The 13364-nt window shown below is 67.6% G+C and carries 11 protein-coding genes; 5 read left to right on the forward strand and 6 right to left on the reverse strand.

What is annotated here, in order from left to right; translation table 11 throughout:
• Positions 1-13: 13 nt before the first annotated feature.
• Together ACP2WS_RS07350 and ACP2WS_RS07355 are read left to right on the forward strand one after the other, a co-directional pair.
• Positions 14-2647 carry a circularly permuted type 2 ATP-grasp protein gene (locus tag ACP2WS_RS07350; RefSeq protein ID WP_426460227.1) on the forward strand — a complete coding sequence of 878 codons (2634 nt, stop codon included), beginning with the start codon at positions 14-16 and terminating at the stop codon, positions 2645-2647.
• 3 nt (positions 2648-2650) lie between these two features.
• Positions 2651-3595 carry a transglutaminase family protein gene (locus ACP2WS_RS07355; protein WP_426460228.1) on the forward strand — a complete coding sequence of 315 codons (945 nt, stop codon included), beginning with the start codon at positions 2651-2653 and terminating at the stop codon, positions 3593-3595.
• A gap of 54 nt (positions 3596-3649) precedes the next feature.
• Here the strand turns inward: ACP2WS_RS07355 and ACP2WS_RS07360 are convergent, their stop codons facing one another.
• The 6 genes from ACP2WS_RS07360 to ftsY form a co-directional block, all read right to left on the reverse strand.
• On the reverse strand, positions 3650-3967 hold the full coding sequence (locus ACP2WS_RS07360; RefSeq protein ID WP_374492197.1) for a DUF2322 family protein: 318 nt from the start codon (positions 3965-3967) through the stop codon (positions 3650-3652).
• A 98-nt stretch (positions 3968-4065) separates the two neighbouring features.
• A complete protein-coding gene (locus ACP2WS_RS07365; RefSeq protein WP_426460229.1) occupies positions 4066-6147 on the reverse strand; it encodes an ATP-dependent helicase in 2082 nt (693 codons plus the stop codon).
• 215 nt (positions 6148-6362) lie between these two features.
• On the reverse strand, positions 6363-6863 hold the full coding sequence (locus tag ACP2WS_RS07370) for a hypothetical protein (RefSeq protein ID WP_426460231.1): 501 nt from the start codon (positions 6861-6863) through the stop codon (positions 6363-6365).
• A gap of 359 nt (positions 6864-7222) precedes the next feature.
• Positions 7223-8230 carry a prolyl aminopeptidase gene (gene pip / locus ACP2WS_RS07375; protein WP_426460232.1) on the reverse strand — a complete coding sequence of 336 codons (1008 nt, stop codon included), beginning with the start codon at positions 8228-8230 and terminating at the stop codon, positions 7223-7225.
• Between the two features lie 225 nt (positions 8231-8455).
• Positions 8456-9451, reverse strand: coding sequence for an RNA polymerase sigma factor RpoH (gene rpoH / locus ACP2WS_RS07380; RefSeq protein ID WP_426460301.1), 996 nt, complete (start codon positions 9449-9451; stop codon positions 8456-8458).
• Positions 9452-9676: 225 nt separating this feature from the next.
• Positions 9677-11002 carry a signal recognition particle-docking protein FtsY gene (gene ftsY, locus ACP2WS_RS07385; RefSeq protein ID WP_426460233.1) on the reverse strand — a complete coding sequence of 442 codons (1326 nt, stop codon included), beginning with the start codon at positions 11000-11002 and terminating at the stop codon, positions 9677-9679.
• Between the two features lie 251 nt (positions 11003-11253).
• Here ftsY and rsmD point away from each other — a divergent pair, with 251 nt between their 5' ends.
• From rsmD to ACP2WS_RS07400, 3 genes are all read left to right on the forward strand, one after another.
• On the forward strand, positions 11254-11850 hold the full coding sequence (gene rsmD / locus ACP2WS_RS07390; protein WP_426460234.1) for a 16S rRNA (guanine(966)-N(2))-methyltransferase RsmD: 597 nt from the start codon (positions 11254-11256) through the stop codon (positions 11848-11850).
• A gap of 162 nt (positions 11851-12012) precedes the next feature.
• A complete protein-coding gene (gene coaD, locus ACP2WS_RS07395) occupies positions 12013-12501 on the forward strand; it encodes a pantetheine-phosphate adenylyltransferase (RefSeq protein WP_374492203.1) in 489 nt (162 codons plus the stop codon).
• Between the two features lie 48 nt (positions 12502-12549).
• Positions 12550-13341, forward strand: coding sequence for a DUF1294 domain-containing protein (locus tag ACP2WS_RS07400; RefSeq protein WP_426460235.1), 792 nt, complete (start codon positions 12550-12552; stop codon positions 13339-13341).
• The last annotated feature ends 23 nt before the right edge of the window (positions 13342-13364 follow it).

A 13364-nucleotide genomic window follows, 5' to 3' on the forward strand; every position in this document is an offset into this window, starting at 1 on the left:
GACAATCCGGGACGTGTCCTTCGTGCTTTCTTCCTCCTCTCCGCCCGGCCTGGTGCCGGCGTCTCCCCCTGTCTGCGCTCCCGGCAGCGTGCTGCGCTTCAGCGAGCTGCTGGGGCAGGCGCGCTGCGAGGGGGGGCGGCTGGATCTGCCCGGCCTGCGGCAGGAGGATCTGGCGCCGGCGTGGCGCGACTTCTGGCGCCATACGCGGCCCGATCCCGCCGCGCTCGACGCACGCCTGCAGGGGCTGCGCCGCCAGATCCGCGAGGACGATGTCAGCTACAACGTCTACGCCGGTGACGGCGATGTGCAGCGCCCGTGGGCCGTCGACCTGTTTCCGCTGCTCATCGGCGCGGCCGATTGGGCCCACATCCGCCAGGGCGTGCTGCAGCAGGTGCGGGTGCTCGAACACATCCTGACCGATGTCTATGGCCCCCAGCATCTGCTGCGCGAGGGGCTGCTGCCGCCTGCGCTGGTGCAGGGGCACCCCGACTACCTGCCCTGCATGCACGGTGTCACGCCGGTGGGCGGGCGGAGGCTGCACATTGCCGCCTTCGATCTGGCTCGGGGGCCGGAGGGCGGCTGGTGGATCGTTTCCCAGCGGCTGCAGGCACCCTCGGGGCTAGGGTATCTGCTGGAGAATCGCCACGCCGTCTCGCACCAGTTCCCGCAGGCCTTCGACGGCATGCACGTGCGGCGGCTTGCAGGGGCCTATCGCAGCCTCATGGCCAGCCTGCGGCAGGCGAGCCCTGCCGGCGAGAATGCGCACATTGCCCTGCTCACCCCCGGGCCCTACAACGAAACCTATTTCGAGCATGCCTATCTGGCGCGCTATCTGGGCATCTCGCTCGTGGAGGGCAGCGACCTCACGGTGCGCGACCGCAGGCTCTACCTCAAGACCCTGCAGGGCCTCGAACGGGTCGATGTGCTCATCAAGCGCATGGACGACCAGTTCCTCGACCCTCTGGAGCTGCGCCCCGATTCGCAGCTGGGCGTGCCCGGTCTGCTGGAGGCGCTCCGTGCCGGCCATGTGCTCATGGCCAATGCGCCGGGGGCCGGGTTTCTGGAGTCCGGGGCGCTGCTCGGCTTCCTGCCCGCGCTGGCCCGCCGCCTCATCGGCGAGGAGCTGGCGCTGCCCGCCCTGCCGACCTGGTGGTGCGGCGAGGCAGCCGCACGCGAACAGGCCCTGGGGCTCATCGACGGCTGCGTCATCAAGCCGACCTATCCGGCGCCGTATCCGGGCGCACCGGCACGCCAGCACTTCGACACGGCACTCACGCGCTGGCTCACTCCGGCCCAGCGTGCGGAGTGGGTGAACCGCATCCGTGCCCAGGCCGATGAGTGCACCGTGCAGCGCTATCTGCCCGCTTCGGGCGTACCGATCTGGCGCCCTGCTGCCGGGGCACAGACGGGGGCAGGCGAGCTGCTGGAGCGCCCTGCCATCGTGCGCGTGTTTGCCCTCTCCAACGGGGCGGACAGCTGGCGGGTACTGCCCGGAGGCATGGCCCGGCTCGCCAGCGAGGGCGGGGAGCTGTCCTCGATGCGCTGGGGCGGCTCCAGCGCGGATGTGTGGGTGCTCTCCAGCCAGCAGCAGGAGATGCAGGGCATGGCGCCCCGCCCGGTCGTCCGGACCCTGGCTGCGCGCGGTGCGCCGGTGCGCAACGTCACCAGTCGGGCGGCAGACAACCTGTTCTGGATGGGGCGCTACACCGAGCGCATCGAGAACAATGCCCGCCTCATCCAGCTCATTCTCAATACCCTGACCGGCGAGGAGCAGGCTTCGCACCCGCTGCGGGGCTGGCTCGATGCGCTCGCCCGCGCACAAGGGCTGGTGCCACCGGGCACGCCCGGGCTGGTGGAGGATCGACAGGCCTTTGTGCATGCCCTCATCACCGGCATGGCCGGGCAGGACGGACTGTGCTCGCTGGCCTTCAACCTGCAGTCGCTGCGGCATGCGGCCTCGCAGGTGCGCGACCGGCTTGCGCTGGAGCACTGGGCCGAAATCCGCTCGCTGCAGGAAACCTTTGCCCTCGAAAGCCGTGCCCTGGCCGCCCAGCCTGTGCCTTCGTGGGCCGATGCGCAGGAGCTGCTGCGCGACCTCATGCGGCGGCTCTCCGGCATCATCGGCGCCCAGCTCGACCGCATGATGCGCGACAACGGCTGGCGGCTGCTCTCGATCGGCCGCTTCATCGAGCGGGCCGGCTTTCTGTGCGAGGCCTTCGATCTGGCCTTTTCCACCCGCGCCGTGGAGGATGATGACGGCTTCGAGGCCCTGCTGGTTCTGTGCGACAGCACCATCTCGTTCCATGCGCGCTACCAGCAGAGCCATGATCTGGCCGCGCTGCTGGAGCTGCTGGTGCACAGCCGCGAGAACCCGCGTGCCCTGGGGTGGGTCATGCAGTCGCTCTCGGGGCGGCTGGCCCGCCTGCAGGAAGGCAATCCGCCCGATCTGGAGGATCTGGCTCTGCACCTGCCCGAGCCGGGAAATGTCGATCCCGCCATGCTCGCCCAGGCCGATGCCCAGGGCCACAGGGCAGCCCTGCATGCCCTGCTGCAGGAGGTGCGCCGTGCCATGGGGGAACTCTCGCAGGCGCTCACGGTGCGGCACTTCACCCATACGCGCCAGGTGCGGCTCAGTCTGGGGGCATGATCCATGAAGCTGCGCATCACCCATGACACCCGCTATCTCTACGAGCACATGGTCGATGGCGCACTGCATCAGGCGCATCTGCGGCCCGTGGCCACTCCGCTGCAGACGACGCTCCTGCACGCGCTCGACGTCGATCCCGCGCCTGCCTGGATCGAGCACCGACAGGATCTTTTCGGCAATGGGGTGGACTGGTTCGCCATCGACCATCCCCATGACCATCTGGGTGTGCGCTCTGTCAGCGACGTGTGCACCACGGCACCGCCACCCGCTTTCAGCACCGTGGCCTGGGAAGCCGTGCGCGAGCGCTTCGTGTACCGACAGGGAGCCCCCTACGATCCGGCCAGCCAGTACGTGTACCCCTCGGTGCATGTGCGCACCCGTCCCGAGTTCATCGACTATGCCCGTCCCTCGTTCACGCCGGGGCGTGCGCTGGTGGAGGCAGCCTGCCACCTCACGGCCCGCATTCACCATGAGTTCAGCTATCGCGCCGGCAGTACCGAGATCGGCACACCGGCCGAAACCACGCTGATCCGGCGCGCCGGCGTCTGCCAGGACTTTGCCCATGTGCTGCTGTGCTGCCTGCGCTCGCTCGGGCTGGCCGCACGCTACGTCAGTGGCTACCTGCTCACCATGCCGCCACCCGGTCAGCCGCGGCTGCGCGGAGCCGATGCCTCGCACGCCTGGGTGTCGGTCTATGTGCCCGATCTGCCGGCCTGGCTGCCGGTGATCGGCGGGGCTGTCCCGGCGGGGGAGGACTCCGCTCCCCAGGGAGGCTGGTTCGATCTCGATCCCACCAACAACCGCGTGGGCTGGATGGCGCCGGGCGAAGACTATGTGTGTCTGGCCGTTGGCCGCGACTTTGCCGATGTCTCTCCCATCCGGGGAGTGCTGTATGGCCACGCAGACCACACGCTGTCGGTGGGAGTCACGGTCGAACCCATCGCGTGATGGCGCGCCCCTGCGGGACAGGCACTTGCCGCCTCGGGGGCAGCGTGCCGGGACTCAGCGCGGCAGCGGCACCAGGCGCCAGCCGGCCAGGGCCTTGCGCTGCTGCAGCAGCAGATCGATGTTGGGATGGGCTCCGGGATGGGCCTCTGCGTCGGCCACGTGTTCGCCAAACCACTGCAGCCCCTGTTCCACGGCGGCGGCATCCAGCAGCCCCCCGAAGCGGTCTGCCAGTGCGGCATACAGCCGCAGTGAGCCGGTCTTGCCCGGCGCATGGGGAATGTGGTGCATCACCTCGCCCCGTTCATTCACGATGTCGAGTCCGCGCAGATGGTCGATGGAGGGCAGGGTGGCCAGGGTGTCGGCAAAGGTCATGGCAAAAAAAGTGCAGGCACAGAAAAAAGAAGGGAACGGGAGATGCCCGGCTGCGGCGGACATGCAGGTCTGCATGCCACCCGCGTCCGGGCGGGGGATCAGTGTGGCGCCTGTGAGGCCTTGCTGGCGGCGGCCCGCTTGGCGAACTCGGCGCGCAGGGCCTTGAGCTTCTCGCGCGGGTCTTCCTTGACGGTGGCGGCGTCGAGCGCCATTTCCTTGATGAAGCGGCTGGGCTGCGCGCTGACGAGGTCGCGGCCCTTCTTGCGCTTCTTGGGCCAGCTCACGGCCAGGCTGCGCTGGGCGCGGGTGATGCCCACGTACATGAGCCGCCGCTCCTCCTGGATGCGCTGGGCCAGGCCCTCGCTTTCCGTATTGCCCTCGGCATCTTCCACCTTGAAGGGCAGCATGCCCTCGGTCACGCCGACAAGCATGACGTGCGGCCATTCCAGCCCCTTGGCTGCATGCAGCGTGGAGAGCGTGACCACGTTCTGGTCCTGCTGGCGCTCCGAGATGGTGGAGAGCAGGGCCACGTTCTGCGCGATTTCGAGCACCGTCTTGGTGGTGCTCTGCATGGTCACGCCCGCCGTGTCGTCCACGAAGCCGCCGCAGCGGTTGGCCATCCAGTCGCAGAATTCCAGCACATTGTTCCAGCGGCCGGCGGCCACCTTCTCGCTGTCCTCGCTGTCGTAGAGGTACTTCTCGAAGCCGATGTCGCGCAGCCATTCCTGCAGAAAGGCCTTGGCCGCCTCGGCGCCGCTCGTGGAGCGGGCGCGGTATTCGAGATCGTTGAGATAGCGGCCGAACTCGTGCAGGCCATCCACGGCACGCTTGGACAGCGCCGTGCCCAGCGAGTGGCTGAACAGGGCCTCGAACATGCTGATGCGGTAGCGGTTGGCGAACTCCCCGAGCTGCGCCAGGGTGGTGTGCCCGATGCCGCGCTTGGGGCAGGTGATGGCGCGCAGGAAGGCCGGATCGTCGTCGTTGTTGGCCAGCAGCCGGAACCAGGCGCACAGGTCCTTGATTTCGGCTCGGTCGAAAAAGCTGGTGCCCCCCGAGACCTTGTAGGGAATCTGCGCCTTGCGCAGCGCGGTCTCGATCAGCCGGCTCTGGTGGTTGGCGCGGTAGAGCACGGCAAAATCCCGCCATTCCTTGTGCGGCGAGGTGGCACGCTGGCTCTGGATGCGGGCCACCACGCGCTCGGCCTCGTGTTCCTCGTTGTCGGCATCCACCACCCGCACCGGCTCGCCTTCGCCCAGCGCGCTCCACAGCGTCTTGGGAAACAGCTTGGGATTCGGGCCGATCACATTGTTGGCGGCCTGCAGGATCGCGCCGGTCGAGCGGTAGTTCTGTTCGAGCTTGATGACCTTGAGCCCCGGGAAGTCCACCGGCAGCTTGCGCAGGTTGTCGAGTGTGGCCCCTCGCCAGCCGTAGATGCTCTGGTCGTCGTCACCCACCGCGGTAAAACGCGCATCGGGCCGGTCTGGCCAGCCCACGAGCAGCTTGAGCAGCTCGTACTGGGTGGCGTTGGTGTCCTGGTATTCGTCCACCAGCACGTAGCCCAGCGCCTGCTGCCACTTGGCTCGCACCTCGGGGTGCTCCTGCAGCAGCTTGAGCGGCAGGCCGATCAGATCGTCGAAATCCACGCTCTGGTAGGCCGCCAGGCGCTCCTGGTAGCGGGCCATGACCATGGCCGCGCTGCGGTGTTCGTCATGGCCCACCGTGCAGGCGGCCAGCGCCTGTTCGGCCGTCAACCCCTGGTTCTTCCACAGGCTGATCGTCCACTGCCACTGGCGCGCCACGGCTGCGTCGGTGGTGCCCCCGCAGTCCTTGAGCAGGCTGAGCACATCCGAGGCGTCCAGAATGCTGAACTGCTCCTTGAGCCCCAGCGCCTGCCCGTCCTCGCGCAGCATGCGCACTCCCAGGGCGTGGAACGTGCAGATGATCACCTTGCCCGCCGCCTTGCCAATCAGGCCCTTGGCACGTTCGCGCATCTCCGCGGCGGCCTTGTTCGTGAAGGTGATGGCCGCAATGCGCTCGGGGGCGCAGCCTGCCTGGATGAGGCGGCCGATCTTGTGCGTGATCACGCGCGTCTTGCCCGATCCCGCCCCCGCGAGCACCAGGCAGGGGCCCTGCAGGTAATTGACAGCTTCTTGCTGGGAGACGTTCAGACCATCCGACATGAGGGTAAGGGGCAACTGCTGAAAAGAGGAAAGGGCGTCATCATACTGCCGCCGGATTGGCCCTGCCTACCCATGCCAGGGACCGGCGCCAGAGCTCCCACACGCTTTCCGAGCACACAAAAAAGCCCGCCGGAGGGCGGGCTGGTCACATGCCGGACAGGCGAAGCTGCCGCTGCGTGGGCGCACAGAGCGGCAGGCCGGTCAGGTGGATGTGCTCACTTCGCGGCAGGAGCCGGCTGCATAGAAGCAGGAGCCGGCTTGCCCTTCATCGGAGCCGGAGCCGGGGCCTTCTTGGGCAGGGGCTTCTTGGCCATGGGCTTGTGGGGCACAGCATGCTTCATGGGCTTGGCAGCCTTGGCCGGCTTGCCCATGGGCGCATGTTCGGCAGCCACCTTCGGGGGCAGGTCCAGCTTGGAGCCCAGCGGAGCCGTGGTCTTGCTCTCGAACAGGATGCCGCCGCCCTGCACGCTGCCTTCCTTGCTGCCCGCACCGTCCTTCACGCGGGCCATGCAGGCTTCCTTGTAGCCTTCAGGCAGAGGGGCGCAGCGGGCTTCGGCGTTGGCGGTGTATTGGGCTTCCGGCAGGGCTGTCAACGTGGCGCTGTGCGCCTTGGCCGCAGCGGCTTCCTTGGAGTGCGGAACAGCAGCGCTGGCACCAAAGGCAGCGGCAAGGGCGGCAGCCACGAGGGCAGTACGCATGGCAAAACGGGTGGTCATCTGAAAATCCTCCAAAAATGAAACATGGATGGGTCAGAGGCATGGATTGGCTTCGACTGGCCCTGCTACAACAACCGAGTGCGTAGACTCTGGAGAAAAGTGTAACCATCGCGTCAGCCTTCGGACAACCTGCAGTGACAGGAGCGCCGGCCATATTGTCACAACTTGTAGAGCATTCCGGTCTGTCTCGCACCGACTGTCCGCGCCGGGGTAGCAGTCCAAATCTGCCGCTCATGCGCCCACTTGCCGTAGGCTCCTGAGAGATTGCCTGAGCGCGCCCCCGGGCGTAGAAGGGCTGGGAGCAGAGGCAGCCTGATACAACTGCCGCGGCCAGTGGGGCGGTGGGCCGCGTGAGGGGCTCAGTCCTCCTTGCCGCACAGGCGGTCGGTTGCCCGCACCAGCTGGTCGAGAATGCCGGGCTCGCTGTAGGCGTGTCCGGCATTGCCCACCCAGTGCAGCTCCACCTCGGGGTGAATGGCCACCATGGCCTGGTACAGGTCCCAGGCTGTGGTGGCGGGGGTGCACAGGTCGTAGCGTCCCTGCACGATCACCGTCGGAATGCCCCGGAGGCGATCCACATGGGCGATGAGTTGCCCTTCTTCCATGAAGCCGTGGTGTGTGAAGTAGTGGTTCTCGATGCGGGCGAAGGCCAGCGCGAAATGCGCATCGCCATAGTGGTCGGCATCGGGCGGAGGCAGCAGCGAGATGGTGCGGCCTTCCCAGCGGGCCCAGGCCTGGGCGGCTTCGAGCTGGGCGGCGGCATTGTCGCCCACGAGGCGGCGGCGGTAGGCGGCCACCATGTCGTCGCGTTCGGCTTCCGGGATAGGGGCCAGATATTCCTCCCACAGGTCGGGATAGAGGTAGGAAGCGCCTGCCTGGTAGAACCAGTCCAGCTCATGCTGGCGCAGCGTGAAAATGCCGCGCAGCACGAGGGCGCTGACGTGCTCGGGGCATTCCTCGGCATAGGCCAGCGCCAGCGTGCTGCCCCACGAACCGCCAAAGACCAGCCAGCGCTCGGTGCCCAGCATGCTGCGCAGCCGCTCGATGTCGGAGACGAGATCCCAGGTCGTGTTGCGTTCGAGGCTGGCATGCGGGCGCGAGCGGCCGCAGCCCCGCTGATCGAACAGCAGCACGCAGTAGCGCTCGGGGTCGAACAGGCGGCGGTGGTCGGCGCTGCATCCTGCCCCCGGCCCACCGTGCAGGAAGATGGCCGGCTGCCCCGCCGGATTGCCCACCAGCTCCCAGTAGATCTCGTGCCCGTCGCCCGTGTCGAGCATGCCGGTGCGGAACGGCTCGATGGGCGGATACAGCGTGCGCTTGGGGGCGTGGATGTCGGCGTGTGTGGTGTGGTGCTGAAAAATGGACATGGATGGGCAGGCAAAGAGCAGAAAAGGAAGGTCGATGATCGGAAGCGCACAGCCCGCATGGCCCCCTGCAGGAACGGCAGGGCAGGGACTCGGCAGGCGAAGGCGATGAAGCCATTATGGAACGCCTGCCGAGTGGGGCTGAGGGGGAAAGACAGTGCGGCAGCCAAAAAAACGCCCCTCGGCAGAGGGGCGGTAGGGGAGAGGCAGAAGCAGAAGGCCGGCGGATCAGGCGTATTCGGCCAGTGCCTTCTTCATCTTCTTCATGGCGGCGGTCTCGATCTGGCGGATGCGCTCGGCACTCACGCCGTATTCCGAGGCCAGCTCGTGCAGCGTCATGCCGCCGCTGCCGTCGTCGTTGACCTTGAGCCAGCGCTCTTCGACGATGCGGCGGCTGCGCGGGTCGAGGGTGTCGAGTGCGGCGGCAATGCCGTCGGTGGCCATCACGTCGCGCTGGCGGGCTTCGATCATGGCGGTGGGCTCGTGGCTCGCGTCGCTCAGGTAGGCGATGGGGCCGAACGCATGCTCGCCGTCATCCGTGGGCGTGGGGTCGAGCAGCACGTCGCCGCCGGTCATGCGGGTTTCCATCTCGATGACTTCCTCGCGCTTGACGTGGAGGTCCCGGGCGATGATGTCGATTTCCTGCTCGGTCAGGGTGTCGCGATGGGCGAGGGCGTCGTCCATGTCGGCGCTGGCCTTGAAGCCCTGCTTCTTGCTGCGCAGGTTGAAGAACAGCTTGCGCTGCGCCTTGGTCGTGGCGACCTTGACCATGCGCCAGTTCTTGAGGATGTACTCGTGGATCTCGGCTTTGATCCAGTGCATGGCATAGCTCACGAGCCGCACGCCCTGCGTGGGATCGAAGCGGCGCACGGCCTTCATGAGGCCGATGTTGCCTTCCTGGATCAGGTCGCCCTGCGGCAGGCCATAGCCCAGGTACTGGCGCGAGATGGCCACCACCAGGCGCAGATGCGACATGATGAGGCGACCTGCTGCGTCGAGGTCGTTGTGGTCCCGCAGCTTGCGGGCGTATTCGGATTCCTGCTCGGCGGTGAGCATGGGCATGCGGTTGACTGCCGTGATGTAGGCGTCGAGATTGCCGAGCGGGGGAAGAGTCGCCACTGCCGACCAGTTGGGGGCAAGGGCGAGGTCATGGGTAGCGGTGGAAGAAACAGCTTGTTTGGCCATAGGTCTTTCACTCCTTTCGAGAGATTGGATACCTCGGATCAGGAAAGGTTCCCCAAAAAGGCGGGAATTAAAGCAAATACCGTGCCTGTTTTGGGTTGTGAGCCATTTGCCAAGGAGGCGCAGGCATCGTGTGCATCCATGATCGGGCATCGCATCGTGTTCAGGGATGGTAACACCCCCCTCTCTGGCGCCATGGAAACGGCCTGCGGCAAGTTGTAAGGATCTGTCCGGGGGCAGCGCATGGCTCCCCCGGGGCGTCCGCAATCAGCCCAGCAGGGCCTGTGCGAATTCGCGGGCGTTGAAGGTTTCGAGGTCTTCGAGCTTTTCGCCCACGCCGATGAAGTACACCGGAACCGGTTTCTCGCGGGCGATGGCACACAGCACACCGCCCTTGGCTGTGCCGTCGAGCTTGGTGACGATGAGGCCCGTGAGCTGCAGCGCATCGTCGAAGGCCTTGACCTGGGCCAGGGCGTTCTGGCCGGTGTTGCCGTCGATGACGAGCAGCACCTCATGCGGGGCGCTGCCTTCGGCCTTCTGGATGGTGCGCCGGATCTTGCGGAGCTCTTCCATGAGGTGGAGCTGGGTGGGCAGACGGCCGGCGGTGTCCACCAGCACTACGTCCTTGCCGCGCGCGCGGCCTGCGGCCACGGCGTCGAAGGCCAGCGCAGCGGGATCTCCGCCGGCGCTGCTGACGATCTCGACGGTGTTGCGGTCGGCCCAGACAGCGAGCTGCTCGCGGGCGGCCGCACGGAAGGTGTCGCCCGCAGCCAGCAGCACGGCCTGTCCGTGGTGGCCGAGATGCTTGGTGAGCTTGCCGATGGAGGTGGTCTTGCCTGCGCCATTGACGCCCGCGACCATGATGACGGTGGGGGTGTGTTCCCCGATCACGAGCGGCTTTTCGAGTGGGCGCAGCAAGTCGGTGATGGCGTCGGCCAGCAGACCGCGCACCTGGGCCGGGTCGGTGGCCTTGGCGGCCTTGACGCGACCCTTGAGATCGTCGAGCAGGTACTGGGTGGCATTGACGCCGGCATCGGCCATGAGGAGTGCGGCTTCGAGGTCTTCGTAGAGGGCGTCGTCGATGCGCGTGCCGGTAAAGACGGTGGTGATGCTGTTGCCGGTGCGGCGCAGGCCATTGCGGAGCCGGTCGAGCCAGCGGCTGCGCGCGGGAGCATCGGCCGCAGCGTCGGTGGGCTGTGTCGGAGCAGGGGGGGCGGGAGTCGGTACCTCGACCTCGTCGGCTGGCTCGGCGTCTAGCGCGGCCTGGGTGAGTTCGGCCTCGTCGATGGGGGAGGGCTCGACGGCCGGGCCGGCGCTCGACAGGGGGGCAGCCTGCAGGGCATTGGCCAGGGCCTGCTGGGCGAGCGGGAGGTCGTCGGGCAGGGCCGGAGAGGGAGGCTCGGGGGTCTGTGCCTCTGCGCCGAAACTGCGTCGGAGCTTTCCGAGCCATCCGCCCGCACCAGCCGGCGGCTCCGACGGGGCAGGGGAAGCGGCTGCGGGCTCGGTGCGGGACTCGGCAGGAGAGGGCGCGGGCACCACGGGGGTGTCGGTGGCGGCGGGAGGAGAGGGTTTTTTCTTGAAGAAGCTGAACATGGAGCGGGTGTGGGCGCAAAACGGCAGGCGCAGACGGCGCGGCATCCTCTGTCCGAACGAGAAGCGGGCATGGAGCGGAGGGCTTCCATTCCGCAGGTGTGTCCGGTCTGCACGAAGGCAAGGCCACTGATTGTAGTGGGGGCCGTTCCGGCAGCACAGGGGGCAACCGCTATCATGCATGCATGAGACGATCTTCAGCCTTGACCGGGGAGCGATCCGGTCGTGTTTCTGCTGGCGGGGAGCGCCCGCCTGTGTCCCACCGCCCGCGACTGGCTCCCGGGCAGGTGCGCATCATCGGAGGCCAGTGGCGGCGCCGCCTGCTGCCTGTGCCGAGCGGCAAGGGAATGCCCGAGGGGCTGCGTCCCACGCCCGACCGTGTGCGCGAGACGCTGTTCAACTGGCTCGGGCAGGATCTGGGCGGCTGGAAGTGCCTGGATCTGTGTGCGGGCACTGGCGCACTCGGGTTCGAGGCTGCCTCGCGGGGGGCGGCGGTGGTGCGCATGGTGGAGCAGCATGCCGGACTGGTGCGACATCTGCAGGAACAGGCTCGCCTGCTGCAGGCCACTGCCGTCGCGGTGCGGCAGGGCGACGCGCGCGCGGTGCTGGCAGGTGGAGGGGAGCGTTACGATCTGGTGCTGCTCGACCCTCCCTACGCCAGCGACTGGTATGCCGACGCCGTGCGGCTGGCGCAGCAGGTGGTGGCCGACGAAGGCTATCTTTATCTGGAGGCCGGGCGCGAATGGACCGAGGCGGATCTGCTGCTTCTGGGCTGGCAGCGCGTGCGCCATCTCAAGGCGGGGCAGGTGCATGCGCATCTGCTGCGGCCGCTGCGAGAGCCGGCGGTCTGAACCACCCCGCTCACCGGGCCGCAGAGGCTGCTGCAGGGACCCCGCACGCCCTGGCATGGTGGCTGGTGTCGGGACATGCCTGCTCCTGACACGTGGGAGCATGGGGGTGGAATTTGTTTTTCTGGAGGCGGGCGTGGTGGCGTCCGCAGGAGCAATCGAGACATGAAACCGATCACGGCCATTTATCCGGGCACTTTCGATCCGGTCACTCTGGGACACGAGGAGCTGGTCCGGCGTGCGTCGGAGCTGTTCGGCGAGCTGATTGTCGCGGTGGCGGCAGGACACCACAAGAAGCCGCTCTTCGAGCTGGAGGAGCGGCTTGCGATGATGCGCGAGGCTGTGGCCCGCTATCCGAACGTGACGGTCGAGCGCTATGACGGCCTGCTGCGTGATTTCGTGGTGGCCCGTGGTGCGCGCGCCATGGTGCGTGGGCTGCGTGCGGTGTCGGACTTCGATTACGAATTCCAGCTCGCGGGCATGAACCGCCGGCTCATGCCCGAGGTGGAGACGGTGTTCCTGACCCCGAGCGACCAGTACCAGTTTCTGAGCAGCACCTATGTGCGTGAGATCGCCTCGCTGGGTGGCGAGGTGGATGGACTGGTGTCGCCAGGGGTGCATCGTCGACTGATGGCGCGCATGGGGCGGCTGTGAGCAGCCGGCCGGTCCATCGCCCCGAGGGGAAAATGCACGGGGCAAAGCATGGGCAGTGAGCGCTGGCAGGGGCGGGTGGCCCGGTTCGACGATGCGCGCGGATTCGGCTTTGTGCGGCTGGACGATGTGCAGCGAGCCCGCAGGCTTCTGGGCCGAACCGAGATCTTTGTGCACTGGCGCGCCTTTCCAGACCGGCAGCATCGTCCGCAGCCGGGAGATCGCGTGAGCCTGGGGCTGGTGCGCGATCACCAGGGCGGCTGGCAGGGGCACAACGTGGAGTTCCTGGCTCCCCAACCAGAGACCGGGGCACCTCGACGGCAGGCCACAGGGCCGGAGAGCGTCATTCGCGGGCGCCCTGCTGCTCCAGCGGGCGGAGCGGCAGGGAGGCGGCAGGCTGCACGCAGTGCGCCTGGCGAGCGGGGGGTGCCACCGGGCCGGACAGGAGCCGGGCGCCGGACAGGGCGGCCGGTGCCTTCCCCCCTGCCGCTGTGGTTCTGGCCGATCGAGGCCGGCGCCTTGCTGCTGTGGGGCATGGTGCTCATGCAGCCCCGTCTCTCGAATGGGCTGGTGGCGGGGTTTGCGGGGCTGAGTGTGCTGACCTTTCTGGTCTATGCCATCGACAAGACCCGGGCGCAGCGCAGGCGCTGGCGCATTCCCGAAAAACAGCTGCATGTGCTGTCGCTGGCTGGCGGCTGGCCCGGGGCGCTGGCCGCGCAGCAGCTGCTGCGGCACAAGAACGCCAAGCCGGAATTCCAGTCGGTGTTCTGGGCCACGGTGGCCGGCCATGTGCTCGCCGTGCTGGGGCTGTGCTGGCATGCCGCCAGTCTGGGAGCCCCGTGACGGAGAGAGGATGGCTGGCCAGG

This window comes from Brachymonas moutaii (nom. illeg.) (genome assembly GCF_049977365.1).
GTDB lineage: Bacteria > Pseudomonadota > Gammaproteobacteria > Burkholderiales > Burkholderiaceae_C > Brachymonas.

Excerpts from the sequence above, each read along its gene's own strand:
- ACP2WS_RS07355 (WP_426460228.1), top strand. The coding sequence starts at position 2,651 with ATGAAGCTGCGCATCACCCATGACACCCGCTATCTCTACGAGCACATG.
- ACP2WS_RS07360 (WP_374492197.1), bottom strand. The coding sequence starts at position 3,967 with ATGACCTTTGCCGACACCCTGGCCACCCTGCCCTCCATCGACCATCTG.
- ACP2WS_RS07365 (WP_426460229.1), bottom strand. The coding sequence starts at position 6,147 with ATGTCGGATGGTCTGAACGTCTCCCAGCAAGAAGCTGTCAATTACCTG.
- ACP2WS_RS07370 (WP_426460231.1), bottom strand. The coding sequence starts at position 6,863 with ATGACCACCCGTTTTGCCATGCGTACTGCCCTCGTGGCTGCCGCCCTT.
- pip (WP_426460232.1), bottom strand. The coding sequence starts at position 8,230 with ATGTCCATTTTTCAGCACCACACCACACACGCCGACATCCACGCCCCC.
- ftsY (WP_426460233.1), bottom strand. The coding sequence starts at position 11,002 with ATGTTCAGCTTCTTCAAGAAAAAACCCTCTCCTCCCGCCGCCACCGAC.
- coaD (WP_374492203.1), top strand. The coding sequence starts at position 12,013 with ATGAAACCGATCACGGCCATTTATCCGGGCACTTTCGATCCGGTCACT.
- ACP2WS_RS07400 (WP_426460235.1), top strand. The coding sequence starts at position 12,550 with ATGGGCAGTGAGCGCTGGCAGGGGCGGGTGGCCCGGTTCGACGATGCG.